This window comes from Pseudonocardia sp. ICBG162 (genome assembly GCF_020496225.1).
In the GTDB taxonomy this organism is placed as follows: domain Bacteria; phylum Actinomycetota; class Actinomycetes; order Mycobacteriales; family Pseudonocardiaceae; genus Pseudonocardia; species Pseudonocardia alni.
This window is the reverse complement of the sequence record NZ_JAHLJD010000019.1, coordinates 305,083-327,620: the sequence shown is the minus strand read 5'-3', so window position 1 is coordinate 327,620 and position 22,538 is coordinate 305,083. Positions and strand designations below refer to the sequence as shown.

Genomic DNA, 22,538 nt, shown 5'->3' with positions numbered 1-22,538 from the left:
TTTCAGAGTCCGAACTCACACGGTGGGGGAGCGGAAGCCGGATGCGGGTTCGCACGACCGTGCGACGATGGGGCCCATGTGCGGGATCGTGGCGGCGTTCGGTGGACCCACGGCGTGGCCGGGCGGTGAGCCCGCCGACCCCGAGAAGTACGAGCGGATGCTCGCCCGGGTGGCGCACCGCGGGCCCGACGACACCGGCGTGCAGGTCGTGGGGAACACCTGGCTCGGCCACCAGCGCCTGTCGATCATGGACGTCAGCGGCGGGCACCAGCCGATGTCCGACGCCGCCCGCACCGCGTGGATCGTCGGCAACGGCGAGATCTACAACCACGAGCGCATCGCCAAGGCGTTCCCGGACGGCACGGTGCGCACCAAGTCCGACACCGAGGCCGCGCTGCACGCGGTGATGTGGGACGGCCAGGCCGCGGTCGCCTCCCTCAACGGCATGTTCGCCGTCGCCATGGGGCGCACCGACGGCGCCGGGCTCGTCGCCCGGGACCCGTTCGGCGTGAAGCCGCTGTACTGGGTGCCGCCGACCGAGACCGGTGGCGACGACGTCCCGTACACCGCGCCGGACCCCTCGGAGACGGTGCTGTTCGCCAGCGAGCTCCGCGCGTTCGACCCCGAGGACCGCCCGTACGTGCGTTCGTTCCCGCCCGGCTGTCTGTGGAGCCCGTCGTCGGGGCTGGTGCGGTTCGCCGACGCCGTGCCGGTCGAGGTCCGCCCGGCGCGTCGCGCGATCCGCCCCGGCTGGGACGACGCGGACCTGTCCCGGGTGCGCGAGGCCGTGGTGTCCGCGGTCCGCCGCCGGATGATGTCCGACGTCGGTGTCGGCGTGTTCCTGTCCGGTGGCCTGGACTCGGCGCTGGTCGCGGCCATCGCCGCGCAGGAGGCCCGGGCCCGCGGCGAGCAGCTGCCCACCTTCGCCGTCGGGACCGCGGAGTCCGGTGACCTGATCGCGGCCCGCAAGGTCGCCGCGCACATCGGGTCGGACCACCACGAGATCCTGGTGACCCCCGAGGACATCGCCGAGGCCCTCGACCACGCCGTCGAGGTGATCGAGCACTACGACCCGGCCCTGGTCCGCAGCGCGGTGCCCAACCTGATCCTCGCCCGCGAGGCGGCGAAGAAGGTCAAGGTCGTGCTCACCGGGGAGGGCGCCGACGAGCTGTTCGCCGGCTACTCCTACATCCACGGACCCGAATACGCCGACCCGGACACCCTGCAGGCCGAGCTGGTCCGCTCGCTGGAGCAGCTGCACCACCTCAACCTGCAGCGCTGCGACCGCACCACCATGTACTTCGGGCTGGAGGCCCGCGAGCCGTTCCTCGACTCCGGCCTGGTCCGGGCCGCGCTGGCGCTGCCGCCGGAGTGGAAGCAGTGCCCGGACGGCCGCCCCGAGAAGGCGATCCTGCGCGAGGCGTTCGAGGGCTGGCTGCCCGAGGACCTGCTGTGGCGCGGCAAGGAGCAGTTCGGCGACGGCTCCGGTGCCGGCACCGTGCTCGCCGAGCTGGCCGCCCGCAAGGCCGCCGCCGCGGCCGACGCCGGGGTGACCGACGGGGTGCCCGAGCACCCGTCCGACTCCTGGCCGCTGCGCAGCGAGGAGGAGGTCCTCTACCACGGGATCTGGCGCACCCACTTCGACGGGATCCGGCCGGACCACGTGCTCGGGGCGTTCGCGACGGCCTGAGCCGCAGGGCGGCCCCGGGCCGCCCGGTCGGCGCGGGACGCGTCGGCGAGTTCCTTCAGGCCGGGGGTGTCGTGGCCGTCGCCCCAGCTGTCCGGATCCCACAGCCCGGCCGCGGTCAGCGCACGGCCGCAGTGCACGTAGGCGTCGTGCACGTCGACCAGCAGCGCCAACGGCGGTGGCCGGTGGGCCGCCGGGCCCTGGGCGTCGGCGTCGGACGGCCCCCACAGCGCCAGCACCTCGGGGTCCCGGGTGACCCGGGCCCGGCCGTGCACGCGCAGCACGTGGGCCGAGCGCGGCACGCAGAACGTCAGGCCGACGCCGTCGCGGGCGAGCAGGTTGCGCATGCTGTCGACGCGGCGGTTGCCCGGCCGTTCCGGGACGGCGAGGCGGCGACCGCCGTCGAGGACCCGCACGGAACCGGGTGCGTCGCCGCGCGGGGTCACCGTCACGGTGCCGTCGGGGGCGGTGGTGCCGAGGAAGACCAGAGGCGACGCGGCGACGAACCGGGCGGCGACCTCGTCGACCCGGTCGGTGGACTTGCCCGCGACCAGCGGGTGCGGCTCCGCGACGACGGCGCGCAGCTCCTCCTCGGTCCGGATCCCGGAACCGTCGGCCGCGCCGGTGCCCGGTGCGGCGAGCGGGTGGTGCCGGCCGGCCGGGACGACCATCGGGGTGCCCGCGACCGGGTCGGGCACCACCCGCGACTCCATCCCGAACACCCGGCGCACCAGGTCGGCGGTCATCGTCGTCGCGGGCGGGCCCTGCGCGACGATCGCGCCGTCGGCCATCGCGATCAGGTGGTCGGCGTAGCGGCAGGCAAGGTTCAGGTCGTGCAGGACGACGACGACCGTGCTGCCCCGCTCCCGGTTCCGGTCGACGAGCAGGTCCAGCACCTCGACCGCGTGCGGCAGGTCCAGGAACGTGGTCGGCTCGTCGAGCAGCAGCGCCCCGGTGTCCTGGGCCAGCACCATCGCGATCCACACGCGCTGGCGCTGACCGCCGGACAACTCGTCGACCGGGCGGTCGGCCAGCTCCAGCACCCCGGTCGCGCGCATCGCGTCGGCGACGGCGGCGTCGTCGGCGTCGCCGCGGCCGCCGAACCAGCCCTGGTGCGGCGACCGGCCGCGTTCCACCAGGTCGGCGACGGTGATGCCGTCCGGGGCGGTCGGGGACTGGGGCAGCAGCCCGAGCCGCCGGGCCAGCTCGCGGCCGGGCAGCGTCCGGAGGTCGGTGCCGTCGAGGCGCACGGTCCCGGCGGCCGGGGCGACGATGCGGCCCAGCCCGCGCAGCAGGGTGGACTTGCCGCAGGCGTTCGGGCCGACGATCACGGTGATCCGGCCGGGCGGGACGTGCACGGTCAGACCGTCGACGACGACGCGCTCGTCGTAGCGCAGGACCAGGTCGTCGGCGTCCAGCGCGGGCCCGGCGGGGGCGGTGGCGGGCGTGGTCACGGGATTCCTCCGGTCCGGGAGCGGGCGAGCAGCCACAGCAGGTAGGGGGCGCCGATCGCGCCGGTGACGACGCCCGCGGGCAGCGCGACCTCGGCGATCAGGGTGCGGGCGACGACGTCGGCGAGCAGTACCAGTGCGGCCCCGACCCCGGCGGCGTGCGGCAGCGACGCCCGCCCGGGGCCGGCGAGCCGGGCGGCGAGCGGCCCGCTGACCAGCGCGACGAACGAGACCGGCCCGGCCGCGGCGACCGCGGCGGCGACCAGCAGGACGGCCACCGCCAGCAGCGCGGCCCGGGCCCGGCCGACGGGCAGCCCGAGCGCGGTCGCGGTGTCGTCGCCGAGCTCCAGACGGGGCAGCGCGCGGGCCAGCAGCAGCCCGGCCGGGACGAGCACGGCGCAGGCGAGCGCCAGCGGGACGGCGGTGGACCAGCCGGTCTCGGTGACGCTGCCGGTCAGCCAGACCAGCGTCTGCTGCGCCGTGGTCAGCGACGCGGTGATCATCAGGTAGGAGACGACGGCCATCGCCGCCGACCCGATCCCGACCCCGACCAGCACGAAGCGGGTGCCGCCGAGGCCGTCGCGGCGGGCCAGGACGCTGATGAGCAGCGCCGCCGCGACGGCGCCGACGACCGCGCCGGCCGAGGTCCCGGTGACGGACAGGCCGAGCACGACCGAGGCGGTGACCGCACCGACGGCGGCACCGGCACCCACGCCGATCACGTCCGGGCTGGCCAGGGTGTTGCGCAGCACCCGCTGGAACAGCGCCCCGGCCAGGCCGAGCGCGGCGCCGACCAGCAGCGCGGTCAGCGCCCGCGGCATCCGCAGCCGCAGCACCACCAGCTCGGTGCGCGGCGTGCCGAGCCCGGCCAGCGCGGCCAGCACGTCGCCGGGGCCGAGGCCCTGCGCGCCGACCGAGAGGGAGGCGACGAACGCGGCGAGCGCGGCCGCGGCGACGGCGAGCCCGGCCGTCGCGCGCCGGCGCCGGGACCGGGCCCGGATCCGGCGCAGCACCGCGGTGGGGTCGTCGCCGAGGGTCGCGGCGGTCATCGCAGGAACCTCCGCCGCCGGACCAGCGCGACGAACAGCGGGGCGCCGACGACGGCCGTCACCACCCCGGCCTGGACCTCGCCGGGCGGGGTGACGATCCGCCCGAGGACGTCCGCGGCCAGCAGCAGGACGGGCCCGGCGAGCGCCGCCAGCGGCAGCACCACCCGGTGGTCGGTCCCGGCGAGGCGGCGCACCAGGTGCGGCACGGCCAGCCCGAGGAAGGCGATCGGTCCGGCGGCGGCGGTCGCCGCCCCGGCCAGTACGACCAGGGCCACTCCGCACACGGCACGGTCGGTTCCGACCGCGCGGCCGAACGACCGGGCGACGTCGTCGCCGAGCGCCAGCGCGTTGAGCCGCGGCCCGCAGGTCAGGGCCAGTGCGAGCCCGGCGACGACGAACGGCGCGGCCTGCGCGGCGATCCCCAGGTCCCGCCCGGCGACCGAGCCGACCTGCCAGAACCGGTAGTCGTCGAAGGCCTGGGGGTCGGTGAGCAGGAACAGGGTGGTGATCGACTGCAGGCCCGCGGCGAGCGCGGCGCCCGCCAGGGCCAGCGTCGCGGGGGAGACGCTGCCGCGCCGGCCGATCCCGGCCACCCCTGCGACGACGACGGCCGCCACCGCCGCCCCGGCGAAGCCGAACCAGACGTAGCCGGTGAGGGTGTCGACGCCGAGCAGCGCGATCCCGAGCACGACGGCGAGCGCGGCGCCGGTGTTGAGCCCGAGGATGCCGGGCTCGGCGATCGGGTTGCGCGTCATGCCCTGCGCGAGCACCCCGGCCACGCCGAGCGCGGACCCGGCGAGGACCGCCAGCACCGTGCGCGGCAGCCGCACCTCGGTGACGACGAGCGCCTCCGGCGAGGTCCGGTCGACGGCGCCGGTGAGCACGTCGAACACGAACCCGGGCGCGAGCGGCCGGGCCCCGACCAGCAGGCTCAGCGCGGCCACGGTCAGCAGCGCAGCGGCCAGGCCGGCCGCGGCGGGCCACCGCCGGCGCCGCACGGTCGCGGGTGCGCCCGGCGGGGGGCGGGACGGGGGCGGTGGTCGCCGGGGCGGTCACCGCGCCTTCGCCGCCGCGTCCGCGAGCGGGCCCACGGTGCGGTCGAGGGCGTAGCGCCAGCCGTCGACCGAGGCACTGGAGAAGGCCTGGGACACGTCGCGGTCCGACAGCAGCACGCCGCGCCCGGCGGCCACCGACGGCACGGCCCGCCACAGCGGGTCGGCCGCGATCTCGGAGGTGTCCTTCGAGATCGCCTGCATGACGGTGACGTCGGCGTCGAGCAGGTTCATCCGCTCGCGGGAGACGGGGACGGAGAAGCCGTCGGTGCGCTGCGAGGCGATCTGCGGGGCGTTGACCATGCCGAGCTCGGACAGGAACGCGATCCGCCCGGAGTCACCGGTGTAGGCGGCGTACTCGCCGAGGGTGTTGCGGGCCCCGGATACGACGGTGGCGCCCTGCAGCTGCGGGTGCTGTGCCCGGGCGTCGGCGAAGCGCTGCTCCAGGTCGGCCTGCGCGCGCGCCGCCTCCTGCGGCTTCCCCAGGGCGGCGCCGACCATACGGAGCTGGTCGCGCCAGGTCGTCTTGTAGTTCTCGGCGCCGGCGGGGATGCCGACCACCGGGACGCCGAGCTGGGTCAGCCGGTCGTGGCGGTCGCGGGCGCCGGACGCCCGGGTGTCCAGGACGAGGTCCGGGTCCAGCGCAGCGACGGCCTCCAGGTCGACCTCGAGCGTGCCGAGGATCTGCGGCGGGGTGGTGTAGCGGGCCTGCACCCACGGCCCCAGGCCGTCGCCGCCGACGGCCAGCCAGTCCGCGGCCCCGACCGGCTCGATGCCCAGGGCCAGTGCGGTCTCGGCGTCGCTCCACCCCAGGGCGACGACCCGGCGGGGCTGCTCGGGGACGGTGACGTCGCCGAACGCGGTCGGGATCGTCACCGGGAACGCGCCGTCCCCGGACGGAGCCGTCCCGGGCGCGGGCGCGGGTCCCGGTGAGCCGCATCCGGCCAGCACCATCAGCACGGTGAGCAGACCGGCGAACAGGGGGAGCGTTCGACGCACGGTAAGGGCCGCCTTTCCACTGAACAGGTGACCCTCACTTCATCATCCCGGGTGCGGCGAACGGAAGAGCGGACCGCAGCCGTCTGCGCCACAACTGCCGCAGGGCGGCCCCGGTACGGCGGGCCCGGCGGCAGGGGCTCAGTTCTGGTCGGGGCGGAGGCCGTCGACCTGGTCGGAGCCGGAGACCCCGGTCGAACCGGTCGCGGACGGGTCCTGCGACGTGCCGGGCTCGCCCCCGGCGGGGACGTCGGCCGCACCGGTCGCGGCGCAGGACTCCTCGACCGACTGCGGCAGGGCCGCGGCGGGGTCGGGGGTCGGCGACGCGCTCGCCGAGGACGACCGCGACGACTCCGTGCTCGGGGACGGCTGCGTCGTCGGGGCGGCGAGCGCCGGGGCGGTCCCGGGCGCCGGCTCCGGGGCCGGGTCGGCGATGGCGTTGCGGACGACCTCGCGCATGTAGGAGACGTCGGGGTCGGCGGTGACGAAGTAACCCGTCGAGGAGTTCGGGTCCGGCAGCGACGGGTCGAACGCGACGCTCTCCAGCCGGAACCCCTCGTCGGCCAGGACGGCCAGCGCGGGCAGCACCTGCTGGGGCATGTCGGTGGCGACGTTGTCCCGGGTCACCGCGGCGATGCTCTGGAACCGGGAGATCAGCTCGGTCGCGGTCGTCTGCGAGATGACGGCCTGGATCAGGCAGCGCTGGCGGCCCATCCGCTGGTAGTCGGTGCCGTCGCGGCGGGAGCGCGCGAACCACAGCGCGTCCTCGCCGCCCAGGGTCTGCACCCCGGGGCTGATGTAGCGGTCCGGGGTGACGTGCCTGCCGAACGCGGTGACGCCGCCGACCGGGATCGGCTCGGGCCCGACGTTCACGGTGACCCCGCCGACGGCGTCGATCATCGAGGAGAACCCGGCCATGTTGACCTCGAGGTAGTAGTCCAGCGGCAGGCCGGTCATGTACGCGATCGAGGACTGGAGCAGGTTGATGCCCGGCGACGACGTCGGCCCCGACGGCGCGATCTCGGGGTGCTGCTGGGCGTAGGCGTAGATGGCGTTGAGCAGGTAGTCGCCCGACAGCGGCTGCGACGGGTCGTGGAAGCCGTTCGGGAACTTCTCCGCGGCCGGGCTGCCCGGCGGGAACTCGGCCCGCTGGATGTTGCGGGGCAGGCTGAACAGCGTCGTCCGGCCGGAACGGGTGTCGATGCTGGCGACCATCATGGTGTCGGTACGGGTACCGGTCCGGTCGTCGCCGGCGTCGCTGCCCAGCAGCAGCACGTTCAGCCGGGGCTTGCCCAGCGCCTCGGCCGCCGAGGTCCCACCGCCCTGGAACAGCGAGTTCAGCAGCCCGCGCTGGGAGTTCACCAGCTCGACGCCGTAGCCGAAGGGCACCGCGACGGTGAGGCACAGCAGGGCCGCGGTCCCGGTGCCGAGGATCTTCCGGCCGAGTGGCATCCCGCGCGGCCGGGCGAGTGCGTAGGTCCGCGCGACCTGGGCGATCCAGGCGATCCCGGCGACCACCAGCGCGCCCGCGATGACGGTCAGCGTGGTCGTCGACAGCAGGTTCTGGAGCAGCGTCGAGCGGCGGGCCAGGAGCACCAGCGCCGCCAGCCCGACGACGATCGCGACCAGCGTGCCGAGGATCAGCCCACCGGTACGACGGCGGCGCAGCGCGAGGTGTCCGCTGCCGGGCACCAGGGTGGATGCCGCGGTGAGGCCGAGCGCGGCGGCGAGGGTGCGCCGCGCGGGGTCGGGTGCGGCCGACGGGCCGGCGGGCGGGGACAGCGTGGTGTCCTCGTCGCGCGCGTCGCCGCGGCCACCCCGGGCCTTCGCCACGGAGCCTCCCGCCGCTGCGGACCCTGCTGCGGCGGTGCCCGCCGCGGCACCGGCGGCGAGGCCGGTGTGCGGCGGCCGCGGGGGAGCGGAACGTGCGGTGTCGCGCGGGGCCTCCGGCGCGGACCCGCCCGGACCTGCCGGGCGTGCGTCGGCGGGGCGTCCCTGCGGGCCGTCCGGTCGGCCGGTGTCGGGGCGGCCGGGGGTGCCGTCCGGGCGGACGGCACCGGACGGCCGCGCACCGGAGGGCGCCGCGGTGGCGCCGCCGGGCTGCCCGGTCGCGGCGGGACGGCCCGGTACGGCCTGCGGGCCGGTGTCGGGGCGGCCGCCGGAGCGCGGGTCGGGACCGCCGGGACGGGTCTCACCGGGGCGCCGGGGGCCACCCGGCGGCACCGACGCCGGACCCGCCTGGCCCGGACCCGACTGACCCGGACCGCTCGGCACCGCGGGGCCCCCGGGGCGCGACGGTGCGTCCGGGCGCGAACCCGCGGGCGCGGACGCACCGGCACCACCGGGCACGGGGCCACCGGACACGGCACCACCGGGACGGCCGCCGGGCACCGCGCGACCGGAACGGTCGCCGGGCCCTGCGCCACCGGGTGCGGCGCCGCCGGGCACTGCGCCACCGGACGCTGCGCCGCCGGAGACAGGGCCACCGGGACGGTCGCCGGGCCGGCGCGGCACGATCGGCAGCTCACCGCTGAGCCGGGCCGCGCGGTCGCGCTCCTCCGGCGGGGCGTCGGGCTCGGACGCGCGGTGCCGCCGGTGCTCCGCGGCGGTGTCCGGCCGGCCGGGGACCTTCACGGTCTCACCGATGCCACGACGGGTCGCGCGGATGGAACGGATGTCGGTGGGCCTGCTGTCGCTGTGCCCACCACGGCCCGGGGTCTCGTCCCGGGTCGAGCGGGACGACCAGGCGGCGGCCCGCCGGGCCGCGGCCCGGGCCTCGCGCTCGCGCCGGGGGAGCCAGGACTCGTCCTCGGCGGGGCGCCCGGCACCGTCCGGCGGGCCGGGGGGCCTGCCACCGGGACGCGCCGCGGGACCGGTCCCGGGGCGCGGGTCACCGGCGGGCGGGCGTGGCGCACCGGGGGCGGGCGGACCGGGTCGTCGCCGGGGGCCCGACGGCTGCTCCTGGGGAGGCCTGCCGGACTGCGGGGGTCTGCGGTCGCCGGGCCTGCCGGACTGCGGGGCCGGGGGCCCGGCGGGGCCGGGCGGGGGTGCGGCACCGCCACGGGCGGACGGCGGCGGGGTGTCGCGACGGTCGTTCGGCGGCGGGGTCTCACCGCGGTCCCGGGGCGGGGTGCCGCGCCGGGCCTCGTCCCGCAGGTGCGGGCGGTCGTCGCGGCGGGCGCGCTCGGGAGGGCCGGGTCGTCGTGGCCGGTCCGGACCGGTGGGGCGGGAGCCCTCCTGCGGTCGTTCGTCCACCCGGGGCACCCCCTTCACTGGTCGGCACGGGCGGGGTGGCCGTGCCGCGCGGAGGAGCCGCGGCACGTGCCTGCGCACCCGGCGGCGACGACGGCGCTCGGGTCCCGGTGAGGGTACTTGCCGTGATCACGATCTCGGTGAGCGGCCACCCACCCCGGTGGGTGGCGCCGGACAGGGTGGACATACCCGTCACTGGTACGACACGAAGACGGGTGACTCGGGCCGGACGGCGTAGGTCTCGCGCGGGGTGAAGGTCGGCCTGTCCTCGTCGATGAAGTTCTTCCAGCCCCACCACAGACCCGGCGGACGGGGTGCGGCGTGCAGCGCGTTCCAGGTCTCGGTCTTCTCCTGGCGGGTGCCGTAGCCGTCGGCGTGCAGCACGGTCGCGAGCTCGCGGTGGGAGGTGACCACGGTCTGCCGGTCGGAGATCATCGAGACCCGGAACTGGTGGATCAGGAACACCTTCTGCGGCAGCTTCTTCTCCCGCACCAGCCCGGCCAGCCACTCCGAGGTCCGGTTGATCTCGGCCGCGGTCACCGAGCCGACCTGCACGCCGTGGCGCTGGCCCGGCTTCAGCCGCCACTCGGGGTCGAGCGCGAGCCCGACGTGCGGCTGCGCGAGCAGCTCGGCGTAGCGCTCGGCCTGGGTCAGGAAGTCGGTGGTCCCGGGCTGCAGGTCCAGCACCACGTAGACGCCGGCCTTCCCGGCCTGCTCGACCCACGGCCGCAGCTCGTCGACGCTCATCTCCGCCGAGTAGTCGCCGTCCGGGCCGGGGGCGCGGTCGGCGACCGTCGTGATGATCTCGAACGCCGGCACGACGGGCTCGCGCACGAGCGGCTGGAAGTCGGCGGCGAGGTCCTTCGCGCGGGCGATCGAGCGCGGCAGGTCCTGCTCGCCGAGGACCCCCATCGACGGGGTGCCCGGGTGGCCGTAGAGCGCGGCCATCCGGCGGCCCGGGAAGACCTCGGTGCCACCACCGGGAAGCTCCGGCACCGCGGGCGCGGCGGAGGTGGGCGCCGGCTGCGCGGGGGACGGCGGGGCGGCCGGGGCCGGGGCGGGGGCGGCGGCGCTCGCGGAGCAGCCCGCGACCAGCGCGCACGCGGTCAGCAGCGCCACGAGCAGCGCAGGCGGACGCGTGCGACGCGCGGGGCGGCGACGGTTCGTGACGGACAGGACGTGCGAGGACTCACCCGAGATGGACACCGGTCACCAGGCTAGGCGACAGGATCGCGCACGGCAGTACGGACGGTGACCGGGCGTGTCGGCCACGCGACGGGCCGTGACCCGCCGCGGTCGTGAGCCCCGCGTCAGCGCGGGACGACGGGTCCGTCCGGGCCGTCCTCGGGCCCGCGCTGCGGACGCGGCGGACGTCCCCGCAGGATCCGCTTGAGGCCCGCGGTGTGCCGCCGGCTGACGGGCAGCTCGACCGCACCCGGCCCGTTGCCGAGGCGGACCACGTACCCCGACCCGGACATGCGCAGCTCGGTGATGAGCGGCAGCGACACCAGGTAGGCGCGGTGGATCCGCACGAACCCGGCCTCGCCCCAGCGGTCCTCCAGCACCGAGACCGGGATCCGGACCAGGTGGCTGCCCTCGTTGGTGTGCAGCCGGGCGTAGTCGCCCTGGGCCTCGACGAACCGGATCGAGGAGCGGGGGACGAGCTTCGTGGTGCCGGCCAGCTCGACCGGCACCACCTCGTCGTCGGTGGTCGCGGCGGGGGCGCCCCGGCGGGCGGCCGCGGGGTCGGGCCTGCCGCCCTGCTCGGCGCCGTGGCGCGGCGGCGCCGGGGGTGGGCCGGGGGCGGCCCGGCGGGCCGCGCGCAGCGCCATGGTGCGGTCCAGCGAGCCGGACAGCCGCTCGGTGCGCAGCGGCTTGAGCAGGTAGTCGACGGCGCCGACCTCGTAGGCGTCGACGGCGCGGTCGTCGTGGGCGGTCACGAACACCACCGGCGGCGGGTCGGCCATCGCGTTCAGCACCCGGGCGAGCTCCAGGCCGTCGAGGCCGGGCATCCGGATGTCGAGGAACACGACGTCGACGGTCGGGGTGTTCGCGTCGGCCTGCGAGCCGTGCAGGATGCGCAGCGCCTCGGTGGCGTCCGGTGCGGTCAGCACGGTCGCGACCCGCTGGTCCTCGCCGAGCAGGTGCGCCAGCTCGAGCAGGGCCGGTTCCTCGTCGTCGACGGCGAGCACGGTGAGCCGTGTCCCCGCCGCGGCGGCAGGCGGTGGTTGCGGCGGCTCCGGGGCGCGGAGCTGTCCCGGGACCCCGATGGGCCGGTGGTTGCTCGCGGCGCCGTACCCGGGCTGCAGCACGTGGCCGACCGGGCCGGCGGGCGTCGCGCCCGAAGCGTGCCCACCCCGCGCGTGGCTGTACACGGCTCCTCCTTGCCGCGGGCACACCGCCCGCTGACCGGTGACTGCGGGCACACCGTATCGAGACAGCGGAGCGTCACCGACGGCCGGTCCGGCCTCTCGTTCCACACGATCCGGGGTGGGCCGTCGGAGTGGACGTGACAGCGGAGCGTCACGAGTCGTGGCAGCCGGTCGTGGACGCGGTGCGTCCTCCGGCCGTGGGACGGGCCGGGGACGGCGTCGTGGCTGGTCGGGCGGAGGGTCGTTCCCCCGCCGATCGGACGGGCTGCGGGCGGGTGCCATTGTGGCACTCGGTGCCGAAACGCTACCGTGCCGTGAGACCCGCCACGTGGGACCGTCTCGTACCCGGTCGGCGTGTCGGACCGGCCGCGACCGACGGTGGCCGGGCGCAAACCTCCGACTGCGAAGGGGCAGGCATGGCGAGCACGAAGGACTGGTTCGAGACGGTCGCGGAGGCACAGCGACGGGCGCGCAAGCGTCTGCCGAAGTCGGTCTACTACGCGCTGGTCGCCGGCGCGGAGCAGGGGATCACGCTGGCGGACAACGTCGCCGCCTTCGACGAGCTCGGATTCCGCCCGCACATCGCGGGGCTGCCGCCGCAGCGGGACCAGAAGACCACCGTGATGGGCCAGGAGATCGACTTCCCGGTCCTGATCTCGCCGACCGGCGTCCAGGCCGTCGACCCGGAGGGCGAGGTCGCCGTCGCGCGGGCGGCGCACAGCTCCAACATCCAGAACCCGCTCAACCCCGACCAGACCGTGTCGACGGCGATGGGCCTGTCGTCGTTCGCGTCCCGCTCCGTCGAGGACGTCTGTGCCGTCCACGACAAGGTCTTCTTCCAGGTCTACTGGGCCGGGTCCAAGGAGGACATCCTCGAGCGCGCCCTGCGTGCGAAGCGGGCGGGCGCCAAGGGCCTCATCGTGACCCTGGACTGGACCTTCGCCACCCGCCGCGACTGGGGCAGCCCGCCCATCCCGGAGAAGGTCGACGTCAAGGCCGCGCTGCAGTTCGCGCCCGAGATGATCACCAAGCCGCGCTACCTGTTGGACTGGGCGAAATCCGGGAGGATCCCGGACCTGAAGGCCCCGAACATGGCGCCCCCCGGCGGCGGTGACGCCCCCACCTTCTTCGGCGCCTACGGCGTCTGGTGGACGACCCCGCTCCCGACCTGGGACGACATCGCCTGGCTCCGCGAGAAGTGGGGTGGCCCGTTCATGGTCAAGGGCATCATGCACCCCGACGACGCCCGTCGCGCCGTCGACGCGGGCGCCACCGCGGTCTCGGTGTCCAACCACGGCGGCAACAACCTCGACGGCACCCCGGCCGCGATCCGGGCGCTGCCCGCGATCGTCGATGCCGTCGGGGACCAGGTCGAGGTCGTGATGGACGGCGGCATCCGCCGCGGCGCCGACGTCGTCAAGGCGCTCGCGCTCGGTGCCCGCGCGGTCCTGATCGGCCGCGCGTACCTGTGGGGCATGGCCGCGCAGGGCGAGCGCGGGGTCACCAACGTCCTCTCGATCCTCTACAAGGGGATCGACGAGGCGCTGCTGGGCCTGGGCAAGAAGTCGGTCCACGAGCTCTCCCGCGACGACCTGATCGTCCCGGAGAACTTCACCCGCGTCTCGAAGCTCTGAGACACCCGGTGGTGCGGGGCCCGGCGCGACCGGGCCCCCGCACCACCGCCTGCTCACAGCGGGTACGTGACCCGGGTCAGCTCCTCGGCGCGCTCCCAGAGCGCCCGCTGCATCCGGCGGTCGTGCGAGGCCGCCGTGGACCCCACCGGACGCGGGTTGCCGCGTGCCTCGCCGATCCCGTCGGGTCCGATGTAGGCACCGCCCGGCAGGTCCGGCACGGTCGCCGCGAACAGCGTCGGCAGCGCGCCCATCGGCGCCGGCTGGGCGACCAGCGGGGTGAACACCGACATGATCGTGTCCTGGAAGGACTCGGTGCGCCCCATGAGGTTGGTGGAGGACAGGCCCGGGTGGGCGGCCATCGACCGCAGCCGCGACCCGGCGGCGACGAACCGGTGCTCCAGCTCGTAGGCGAACATCAGGCAGGCGAGCTTGGACTGGCCGTAGGCGGTCCAGCGCTCGTAGCGGCGGCGCTCGAAGTTCAGGTCGTCGATGCCGATCCGGCCCATCCGGTGGGCGAGGCTGGACAGCGTCACGACGCGTTCGGTGATCCGGTCGGCCAGCAGCCCGGTGAGGGCGAAGTGGCCGAGGAAGTTGACCCCGAGCTGGGTCTCGAAGCCGTCCGCGGTGCGGGAGAACGGCACCGCCATCAGCCCGGCGTTGTTGACCAGGACGTCGGCGGTGCCCTCGAACCCGGCGGCGAACTCGCGGACCGAGGTGAGGTCGGCCAGGTCGAGCCGGCGCACCGACGCCGCCCCGCCGAGCTCGGTGGCGATCTCCTCGCCGCGCGTGGTGTTCCGCACGGCCAGCACGACGCGTGCACCGGCGTGCACCAGGGCCCGGGCGGTCTCCAGCCCGAGCCCGCTGGTGGCGCCGGTGACGATCACGGTCCTGCCCTGCTGGGGCGGGATGTCCGCCGTCGTCCAGGGGGCGGGTGAGGTCCGGAACACGGGGTGACTCCTTCACGGGGAACGGGTGTCCAGGTCTACCCGCTCCGGCCGGGTCCCACCCGCCCGCACCCCGGAGGGGTCAGCCCGCCACCTCGGCGGCCGGCCGGTCCCGCCGGGCCGCGACCAGGGCGTCGACGAGCAGGAAGAGGATCAGCGAGACCCCCAGCACCGGCAGCACCAGCCCGGCCGCCACCGCGGCCAGCCCGACCAGCGCCACCGCGGCGGGGGAGGGCCGCTCGCGGGACCCGGGCGGCCCGGCGAGCGCACGCGACCCGTCCGGCCGGGTCGGCCTGCGCAGCCACCACATCCGGTAGCCCCACACGACCAGCACGACCACGGCCGACGCGAGCGCGGCGAGCGCGACCAGGTTGACGGTGCCGAACAGCAGGCCCATGTGCGCGTCGATGCCCCAGCGGGCGAGCTTCGCCGCGACCGGCCAGTCCGCGAAGGCGAGCCGGTCGGTGATCGTCCCGGTCGCCGGGTCCACCGCCACGGAGTCCTGCTGCGACGGCCAGCTGCGCACGGTCTGCTGGACCTTCCAGGCCTCCCCGGCCTCGCCCGGGGTGAGCTCGACCGGTCCGACGAGGCCGTCGGCGCGCGCGGCGTCGAGGACCCGCTGGGCGACGGCAGGGACCGCCCGCGGGGCGACCGGTGCCGTCGCGGCACCCGTCACGGGCGCGGCCGCGTCGCCACCGGCGGCGGGCAGCGTGCTGCTGACCGACGGCGTCGTCCAGTCCAGGGCGGTGCGCAGCGCGCCCACGTTGGCCCCGGCGAACTGCGACCAGGTCAGGCCGGTCGCGGCGAGGAACAGGAACCCGACCGAGGCCCAGACGCCCACCGCGCCGTGCCAGGACCGCAGCCGCGACCGCGACGACCCGCCGGTCCGCGGCAGCAGCCGTTCCCGGCGTCGTCGTACCCGGCGGGTCACCTGCACCACGAGGCCGGACAGGGTGAGCACGGCCAGCCAGGACGCCGCGAGCTCGGTGTAGACCTGCCCGGGGGCGCCCAGCAGCAGCGAGCGGTGCAGGTTGTCGATCACGCCGCGGGCGGGGAGCCACTCGGCGTAGGTGTCGAGGGTGGCCCGCACCTGCGCGGTGTACGGGTCGACGAACACGGTGCGGCTGTAGCTCTCGGGCAGGTCGGCGTCGAACGACACCCGGGTCGTCGCGCCGGGCTCGCGCGACGGCCGGATCTCGGTGACGGGCAGGCCGGGCTGGGTCGCGACGGCCGCCTCGACCTGCCGGGACAGCGGGAGCTCCGGGCCGCTGACCGGGGCGGTCAGCGCGTCGGCGTACATCCAGCGCTCGATCGGTGGCGACAGCGTGTAGAGCAGCCCCGTCAGCGCCGCGACCAGCAGGAACGGGCCGACGAACAGGCCCGCGTAGAAGTGGATCCGGGTGACGAGGCCCTTCAGGCCCCGGAACAGCGGGGGCCGCTCCGGCGGCGGGACGGGCGCCCCGGGCCGGGTGTCGAGGCCGGCGCTCACCAGCCCGCCACCATCGCCGCGAGCATGACGACCATGCCGACGCTCATCGCGGCGTGGCAGGCGGCGTCCGAGCGCGCGCCGAGCCGGCCCGCCGGCCGCGCGGGCGCCCCGACCCGCTCGGCGAGCGCGGTGGTCGCCCCCGCCGCCCCCGCCGCCTCGGCCGGCACCGGCTGCGCGGCCTGCGCGGCCTGCGGGGCCGCCGCGGGGTCGGCGCAGTCGCAGGCGGCCAGGTCGGTCGCCTCAGCGGCCGTGGACGCGTCGTCGGGGGTCAGCGGGTCCCCGGCGTCGCGGTCGTGGCTCAGCGCGCGGGCACCCCAGTAGCCGGCGGCGGCCAGCAGCACGGCGCACAGCGCCACGGTCACCGCGACCGCCCATCCGGCCGGGCCCGCGGCGTGGGCCGTCCCGGACATGTCCATGGTGTCGCCGCCGTGGTGGGCGTGGGCACCGCCGCCGCCCGCGGCCGCCACCGGCGAGGCCATGATCAGCGGCATCGCGGCGAGCATCCAGACCATCGCCGCGGCCATCAGCGCGTGCGCCGCGCCCGCGACCCGCCCCGACGGCCCGCAGGGCACCCCGCGCGACGCGGTGACCAGGAAGAACACGCCCAGCACGCCGAACAGGACGATCTGGGTCCACAGCCCGGCGCTGCCGTACCAGGTCCAGGTCATGACGACCATCGCCGCGCTCATCAGCAGGTGCGCGAGCTCCGCGGTGCGGTGCGCGGCGGAGCGGCGCTCCGAGACCGCGGCGGCCCAGCGGGCCAGTGCGTAGGACCCGGTGGCGGCGAACACCGCCGTCAGGGCCCAGGCCAGCGGCAACGACGAGATCACAGGTACTCCTCGGGGGCGGGGGAGGTGCGGGGGCGCACGCCGGAAGTGGTCGCCGGCGGGGCCCGTCCGGTTCCCGCCCGTACCGGTCCGGTGGGTGCGACGCCGGTCACTCCCGTCATGACCGTCGGACGGCGGTGGTCGGGTGGCATGCGGCCGGATGCCGCGGCGGTCGGGGCGGCGGCAGGGTGGGACGCGTCGGGTGCGGCGCGGCCTCAGGGGCGGGCGGCGCGCCGGACGCCGGACGCGGGCGCCCCGGCGGTCCCGGCCCCGTCCTCGCCGAGCGCGCGCAGCAGGTCCTCGCGGGCCCGGGCGACCCGGGACCGGATGGTGCCGACCGGGCAGCCGCAGACCTGCGCGGCCTCGGCGTAGCCCAGGTCCAGGACCTGGGTCAGGACGAACGCCTCGCGACGGTCGTCGGGCAGCGCGTCGACCAGCGTCCGCAGCAGGACGGCCTCCTGCGCGCCGGTGCGGGGCACCGCGCGCTCCAGCACCTCCTGGGTGTCCTCGCCCAGGTCCCGCACGCGGGGCCGGCGGACCGCGGTGCGCACCGCGTCGACGGCGACCCGGCGGGCGACCGACAGCAGCCAGGTGCGGGCGGTGGAGCGGCCCGCGAACGAGGGCAGCGACCGCAGGGCCCGCAGGAACGTCTCCTGCGCGAGGTCCTCGGCGTCGTCGCGACCGGCGAGGTGGACGAGGAAGCGGTGGACGTCGACCTGGGTCGCCCGCACGAACTCCGCGAGCGCGGCGGTGTCACCGGCACCCGCGGCCAACGCCCACGCCGTCACGGTGGCGTCGTCGTGGCGTTCGGGCACGCTGGTCACGGTAGCCGTCGGCCGTGCGGGGCAGAAGCCCGACCCGGTCACCGTCCGCTCCGTGGGAACACGGTGTGTGACCGGATCGATGCTGTCCGGACGCTACCGTCGCGGAGTGTCCGACATGTGGGTCAGCTGGTCCGGGGGCAAGGACGCGGCGACGGCGCTGGCCGCCGCGCGACGGGCCGGAACGCGGGTGACCGGGCTGCTCAGCACCGTCACGGCCGGGCCCGGTGGCGCGGAGATCGCGGTGCACGGCGTGGGCGCCGCGCTCGTCGCCGCCCAGGCCGACGCGCTGGGCCTGCCGCTGCACCGGGTGGAGCTGCCGCCGTCGTGCCCGGACGGGGAGTACCGGGCCCGGCTGCGGGCCGCGCTCGCGCCGGCCGCCGCGTCCGATGTCACGGGGCTGGTGCACGGCGACCTGGCGCTGGCCGACGTCCGTGCGTTCCGAGAGGAGGTCCTCGACGGCACCGGGGTCACCGGGGTGTTCCCGCTGTGGGGCGCGGCGACCGGCGCGCTGGCCGCCGGGATGCTCGACGCCGGGCTGCGGGCGGTCGTCGTCGCCGTCGACCCGGACCGGGTCCCCGCGCGGCTCGCCGGGGCCGCCTTCGACGCGGAGTTCCTGGCCGCGCTGCCACCGGGAGTGGACCCGTGCGGGGAGAACGGCGAGTTCCACACCTTCGTCACCGACGGGCCGGGGTTCGCCCACGAGGTGCCGGTCGCGGTCACCGGCACCGTCGCCCGCGACGGCCACGTGCAGGCCGTGCTGGCCCCGGCCGGCTGAGACCGGGCCGGGGCCGCCGGGCGGCTCAGCCCGCGGTGCGGGAGGCGAGCAGCCGGAACGCCGGCGTCGGCAGCTCGGGGGCGAGGTCGACCACACAGGTCCGGGCCAGGATCTCCAGGGTGCCCGGGCAGGCGCCGGGGCCGTGGTCGATCTCGGTGCCGTTCGCCGCGTACGGGTCGAACCCGGGGTGCAGCGGGTTGCGGGCCCTCAGCGAGCGCCAGTTCGTGTAGACGTGCCGGCCCGTGTCGATGAGCCGGTGCACGCCGCGGCGGGCACCGAACTCCGCCGCCTCCTCGGGGGTCCGGAAGGCTAGAGCCAGGCCGGCGGCGTTCGCCGGGTCGTGGTGCGGGACCGGCTCCAGGTCGCGCCCGATCCGGTCCGCCAGCGCCGACAGCATGATGTCGCGGTGCCGCCCGCGCCGGGCGATCTGCGCCCGCAGACCGGCCAGCTGCGGACGCAGCACCGCCGCGGACAGCTCGGGCATCCGAAGGTTGACCCCGACGATCAGGTCCGCGTCGGCCCCGGCGAATCCGGCGCGCTCGTAGCTGCCGACGTCGTGGTACATCGACGCCCGCTCGAACAGCTTCGGGTCCCGGGTGACCAGGGCGCCGCCCTCGCCGGAGCGGATGTTCTTGTGCTGGTTGAAGCTGAAGGCCCCGGCGTGGCCGATCGACCCGGCCGGGCGCCCCCGGTAGGTGACGCCGATGGCCTGGCAGGCGTCCTCGATCACGACGAGGTCGTGGGCGGCCGCGACGTCCATGATCGCGTCCATGTCGGCGACGTGGTTGAGCATGTGCACCGGCAGCACCGCCCGGCTGCGCGGGGTGATCCGGTCCTTGAGGTCGGCCGGGTCCATCGTGAGCGAGGCGTCGACCTCGACCAGGACCGGCACGGCGCCGACGGCGAGTGCCGCGGCGGCCGTCGACACCCAGGTGTAGGCGGGGACGAGCACCTCGTCGCCGGGGCCGACCCCGGCACCGACCAGTGCCGCGACCAGGGCGCTGGTGCCGCTGTTGACGGCCAGCGCGTGCGGGGTCCCGAGGAACCCGGCGAGCTCGGACTCGAACCGTGCGACCTCCGAGCGGTCGCCCCCGGTGAAGCGTCCCAGCTCCCCGCGCCCGAGGACCCGGACCGTCGCGGCCATCCCCCGTGCGGTCGTCGCCATGGCGGCGAGTCCCATACCGTGCTCCTCCGGATGCGAACCGTGTGAACCGGACACGACCGTACCGGGCGGGGTCGGCGCGACCGGGGGACGGGAGGGTGGGAGCAGCCACAGCGTCCTCACAGCGGAGCCGGGGCACCATCGGTGGCAGTACCGCACCACGTTCGGAAGGAACCGCCCTCCATGCTCATCGACACCCGGCGCGCGCTCCCCGGCTCCATCTTCGAGGCCGAGGTCTGCGTGATCGGCAGCGGTCCGGCCGGGGCCGCGGCCGCGACCGAGCTGGCCGACCGCGGCCTGCGCGTCGTCGTCCTGGAGGGGGGCGGCCCGGGCCTGAGCCGCACCGCCCGCGACACCTACCGGGGCATCACCGGGCGGGGCAAGCACGACCCGGTCGACGCCGTCCGGCAGAAGCGCCTCGGCGGCACCTCGCTGGTCTGGGGCGGCCGCTGCGCCCCGCTCGACGACGTCGACTTCTCCGACCGCGAGTGGATGCCCGGTGCCGCGTGGCCGATCCCGCACGAGGAGCTGCGCGCCTGGTACCCGGCCGCCCAGCGGCACCTCGACGCCGGTGCCTGCGAGTACTCGGCCGACGGATCGGGCTTCCCGGCGCCCCCGCCCGGGATCCGCAGCGACACCCTGCGCTGGGACGACCTGTGGCGCTGGAGCCCGCCGACGTCGTTCGCGCCGACCGTGGAGAACATGGCGAAGGCCGGCCGGATCCGGCTGTTCCTGCACGCCACCGTCGCCCGCCTGGAGCGCGACCCGGTGTCGGGCAACGCGACCGAGGCCGTCGTCGTCCCGCGGCCGGGGTGCGACATCCGGATCCGGGCGCGGCACTTCGTCGTCGCGGCGGGGGGTCTGGAGTCGGTCCGGATCCTGCTGGCCTCCGACGGCTACGGCGGCACCGGGACCGGAGCCGGGATCGGTGACGAGTACGGCCAGGTCGGGCGGCACTACATGACCCACCCGGTGGGCGAGGTCGGGCGGCTGCGGCTGACCACGGCCGGGCGCACGCTGGGCCTGGGCTACCTGCCCACCGACGACGGCGTCTACGCCCGCCGGATGCTCTCGCTGTCCCCGCAGGTCCAGGCCGACCACCGGCTGGGCAACCTGAAGGCGGCGCTGTGGTTCGCCGACCCCAAGGACGCCGAGCACGGCGACGCGCTGCTGTCGACGTTCGCGCTGACCTACTGGGGTCTGGGCAAGCTCCGTGCCGGGTTCAAGGCCGCCGGGACGCACGCCCAGTACAGCCACACCACCGACATCGGCCACCACATGCGCAACGTGGCCGCGGACCCGCTGCGGGTGGCGCGCTTCGCCCGCGGATGGGCGCGGCCGCGGATCACCGGGGAGCGGCGGGTGCCGTCGTTCATGCCGCTGGACTCCGCGCACTGCCGGCTGCGGTTCGACGCCGAGCAGACCCCCGACCCGGCGAACCGGGTCACGCTCGACCGCGAGCGCGACGCGCTGGGCCAGCACCGGCTGCGGGTCGACTACCGGGTCTCCGCGGGTGACCGGGAGGCGATCGCGACGTCGCTGTCGCTGATCGGCAAGGAGCTGGAGCGGACCGGGCTCGCCCACGTCGACCTGTCCGACGTGGAGCGCGTGCACGACATGGACATGACCGACGGCACCCACCAGATGGGGCTGCTGCGCATGTCGGACTCGCCGCGCACCGGCGTCGTGGACCCGGCGTGCCGGGTGCACGGCACGCCGAACGTGCACGTCGCCTCCAGCGCGGTGTTCCCGTCGGCCGGGGCGGTCGGGCCGACGCTGGCGCTGGTCGCGCTGGCCTGCCGGACCGCGGAGCTGATCGCGGCCGACGTCCGGGGCTGAGCCCGCGCGGTCAGCCGCGCAGCAGCGTGACGCCGGTCCCGGCGTCGTCGAGCGCCGCCCACATCTCCTCGAGGGGAAGCGGGCGGTGCCGGGTCCGGGTGATCACCGCGTGCGACGGCGTCGGGACGAACGGGAACACCGCCGCCAGCCCGGCGACGGTCTCGCACAGCCGTTGGGCGGCCGCGGCCAGGGACCGGACGTCGGTGCCGGGCAGCAGGAGGAGGAACTCCTCGCGCCCGACGCGCACCGGCCGCCCGGCGGACCCGACCTGCCCGGTGAGCAGCCGGGCGATCCCGCGGAGCACCGCGGTCTCGGCGCGGAACCCGTGCCGCCGGGTCATCGACCCCAGCCCGTGCACCCGCAGCAGCACCAGGCCCAGCGGCAGGGTGCCCGGCGCCGACCCGTCGAGCCAGCGGTCCAGGAAGGCCCGGGTCGGCAGCCCGCTGCGCGGGTCGCGCTCGGCGCCGGGTTCGAGCTCGTCGAGCCGGGTCTGCGCGGCGTCGGCGCGGCGGCGTTCCAGCGACAGCTCACGGGCGAGGGTGTCCGCGGCGGCGTCGTAGCGGTGGTCGGTGGCCGTGCCGGGGATGGGGACGACCCGGGAGAGCACCTCGTCGAGCCCGCCGGTGTGCCGCGAGCCCAGCCGCGCGCCGAGCTGGTGGCGCAGCCGCAGCAGCTCGGAGTGGGCGTCGGCGTGCCGGAACGACCAGCGGGCCGAGAACAGCCTGCCCCGCTCCAGCGAGCGCGCCGACCCGTCGACGGCCTCCAGGTCGTGGGCGACGACGGTCGCCCCGGACCGCGGCGTCAGGACGGTGACGCTCCACTCGCGGGCCGCGTCCTCGCCGTCGGTGAGACGGACGTGCCCGAGGCCGTCGGGGAGCCCGTCGGGGGTCGCACCGACGGTGGCGACGACGGCGCCGTCCCCGCAGGCGGCGGCGAGCCGGTCCCAGGCGCCGAGCACCGGCCCGAGGTACTCCGACCGCTGGAAGAGCCCGACGACGGCCATCGGCCGGTCCCGGGACGGGGCGAGTGCGAACTCCTCGGTCGCCCGGGCGAGCGCGACGAGCAGTGGTTTGGTGACGGTCCGTGAGGGACGGTCCGCAGCGTCGAACACGGCCGGGGAATCCGGTCCGAGTCCGCGCACACACACCTCACTCGCTTGCAGTAACGCTTGTCTTTACGGTATAC

17 protein-coding genes are annotated in these 22,538 nt (G+C 76.4%); 4 read left to right on the top strand and 13 right to left on the bottom strand.

Annotated features, from left to right (window positions below; all coding sequences use genetic code 11):
• The first annotated feature begins 76 nt into the window (after positions 1-76).
• Positions 77-1,690, top strand: coding sequence for an asparagine synthase (glutamine-hydrolyzing) (gene asnB / locus KPL60_RS20025; protein ID WP_226355580.1), 1,614 nt, complete (start codon positions 77-79; stop codon positions 1,688-1,690).
• On the opposite strand, the gene KPL60_RS34770 is transcribed toward asnB, so the two are convergent.
• The 7 genes from KPL60_RS34770 to KPL60_RS19985 form a co-directional block, all read right to left on the bottom strand.
• Positions 1,615-3,141, bottom strand: coding sequence for an ATP-binding cassette domain-containing protein (locus KPL60_RS34770; protein WP_308016788.1), 1,527 nt, complete (start codon positions 3,139-3,141; stop codon positions 1,615-1,617). The genes asnB and KPL60_RS34770 overlap by 76 nt on opposite strands.
• A complete protein-coding gene (locus KPL60_RS20010; RefSeq protein WP_226366807.1) occupies positions 3,138-4,187 on the bottom strand; it encodes an iron chelate uptake ABC transporter family permease subunit in 1,050 nt (349 codons plus the stop codon). Before KPL60_RS20010 ends, KPL60_RS34770 begins: the two co-directional genes overlap by 4 nt.
• On the bottom strand, positions 4,184-5,185 hold the full coding sequence (locus KPL60_RS20005) for an iron ABC transporter permease (RefSeq protein ID WP_226366806.1): 1,002 nt from the start codon (positions 5,183-5,185) through the stop codon (positions 4,184-4,186). The genes KPL60_RS20010 and KPL60_RS20005 overlap by 4 nt, the downstream gene beginning before the upstream one ends.
• A 54-nt stretch (positions 5,186-5,239) precedes the next feature.
• Complete coding sequence (locus KPL60_RS20000) at positions 5,240-6,238, bottom strand: ABC transporter substrate-binding protein (protein ID WP_226355583.1); 999 nt, start codon at positions 6,236-6,238, stop codon at positions 5,240-5,242.
• 138 nt (positions 6,239-6,376) lie between these two features.
• Positions 6,377-9,490, bottom strand: a complete 3,114-nt coding sequence (locus KPL60_RS34765; RefSeq protein ID WP_308016787.1) for an LCP family protein — start codon at positions 9,488-9,490, stop codon at positions 6,377-6,379.
• 189 nt (positions 9,491-9,679) lie between these two features.
• Positions 9,680-10,693 (bottom strand): hypothetical protein, encoded by a 1,014-nt coding sequence (locus KPL60_RS19990; RefSeq protein ID WP_226366805.1) that lies wholly within the window; start codon positions 10,691-10,693, stop codon positions 9,680-9,682.
• A 104-nt stretch (positions 10,694-10,797) separates the two neighbouring features.
• Entirely contained in the window at positions 10,798-11,679 is an 882-nt protein-coding gene (locus KPL60_RS19985; protein ID WP_226356667.1) for a LytTR family DNA-binding domain-containing protein, read from the bottom strand.
• Between the two features lie 596 nt (positions 11,680-12,275).
• Between KPL60_RS19985 and mftD the strand changes: the two genes are divergently transcribed.
• The gene (gene mftD, locus KPL60_RS19980; protein WP_226366804.1) at positions 12,276-13,493 is read left to right on the top strand and encodes a pre-mycofactocin synthase MftD; all 1,218 of its coding nucleotides are present in this window, start codon (positions 12,276-12,278) and stop codon (positions 13,491-13,493) included.
• 53 nt (positions 13,494-13,546) lie between these two features.
• Here the strand turns inward: mftD and KPL60_RS19975 are convergent, their stop codons facing one another.
• The 4 genes from KPL60_RS19975 to KPL60_RS19960 all read right to left on the bottom strand — a co-directional run bounded on the left by KPL60_RS19975 (position 13,547) and on the right by KPL60_RS19960 (position 17,568).
• On the bottom strand, positions 13,547-14,440 hold the full coding sequence (locus tag KPL60_RS19975; protein WP_226355586.1) for an oxidoreductase: 894 nt from the start codon (positions 14,438-14,440) through the stop codon (positions 13,547-13,549).
• Between the two features lie 79 nt (positions 14,441-14,519).
• Positions 14,520-15,926: a PepSY domain-containing protein gene (locus KPL60_RS19970; RefSeq protein WP_226355587.1), complete on the bottom strand. Its 1,407-nt coding sequence runs from the start codon at positions 15,924-15,926 to the stop codon at positions 14,520-14,522.
• The gene (locus KPL60_RS19965) at positions 15,923-16,756 is read right to left on the bottom strand and encodes a DUF5134 domain-containing protein (protein WP_226355588.1); all 834 of its coding nucleotides are present in this window, start codon (positions 16,754-16,756) and stop codon (positions 15,923-15,925) included. The genes KPL60_RS19970 and KPL60_RS19965 overlap by 4 nt, the downstream gene beginning before the upstream one ends.
• Positions 16,757-16,968: 212 nt before the next feature.
• A complete protein-coding gene (locus KPL60_RS19960; protein WP_226366803.1) occupies positions 16,969-17,568 on the bottom strand; it encodes a sigma-70 family RNA polymerase sigma factor in 600 nt (199 codons plus the stop codon).
• A gap of 124 nt (positions 17,569-17,692) precedes the next feature.
• Between KPL60_RS19960 and KPL60_RS19955 the strand changes: the two genes are divergently transcribed.
• Positions 17,693-18,352 (top strand): ATP-binding protein, encoded by a 660-nt coding sequence (locus tag KPL60_RS19955; protein WP_226366910.1) that lies wholly within the window; start codon positions 17,693-17,695, stop codon positions 18,350-18,352.
• Positions 18,353-18,377: 25 nt separating this feature from the next.
• On the opposite strand, the gene KPL60_RS19950 is transcribed toward KPL60_RS19955, so the two are convergent.
• Complete coding sequence (locus KPL60_RS19950; protein ID WP_226355589.1) at positions 18,378-19,532, bottom strand: DegT/DnrJ/EryC1/StrS aminotransferase family protein; 1,155 nt, start codon at positions 19,530-19,532, stop codon at positions 18,378-18,380.
• Positions 19,533-19,697: 165 nt separating this feature from the next.
• Between KPL60_RS19950 and KPL60_RS19945 the strand changes: the two genes are divergently transcribed.
• Positions 19,698-21,353 (top strand): FAD-dependent oxidoreductase, encoded by a 1,656-nt coding sequence (locus tag KPL60_RS19945; protein ID WP_226366802.1) that lies wholly within the window; start codon positions 19,698-19,700, stop codon positions 21,351-21,353.
• A gap of 10 nt (positions 21,354-21,363) precedes the next feature.
• Here the strand turns inward: KPL60_RS19945 and KPL60_RS19940 are convergent, their stop codons facing one another.
• The gene (locus KPL60_RS19940) at positions 21,364-22,464 is read right to left on the bottom strand and encodes a diguanylate cyclase domain-containing protein (RefSeq protein ID WP_226366801.1); all 1,101 of its coding nucleotides are present in this window, start codon (positions 22,462-22,464) and stop codon (positions 21,364-21,366) included.
• Between the last annotated feature and the right edge of the window lie 74 nt (positions 22,465-22,538).

Excerpts from the sequence above, each read along its gene's own strand:
- asnB (WP_226355580.1), top strand. The coding sequence starts at position 77 with ATGTGCGGGATCGTGGCGGCGTTCGGTGGACCCACGGCGTGGCCGGGC.
- KPL60_RS19945 (WP_226366802.1), top strand. The coding sequence starts at position 19,698 with ATGCTCATCGACACCCGGCGCGCGCTCCCCGGCTCCATCTTCGAGGCC.
- KPL60_RS19955 (WP_226366910.1), top strand. The coding sequence starts at position 17,693 with ATGTGGGTCAGCTGGTCCGGGGGCAAGGACGCGGCGACGGCGCTGGCC.
- KPL60_RS19950 (WP_226355589.1), bottom strand. The coding sequence starts at position 19,532 with ATGGGACTCGCCGCCATGGCGACGACCGCACGGGGGATGGCCGCGACG.
- mftD (WP_226366804.1), top strand. The coding sequence starts at position 12,276 with ATGGCGAGCACGAAGGACTGGTTCGAGACGGTCGCGGAGGCACAGCGA.
- KPL60_RS20010 (WP_226366807.1), bottom strand. The coding sequence starts at position 4,187 with ATGACCGCCGCGACCCTCGGCGACGACCCCACCGCGGTGCTGCGCCGG.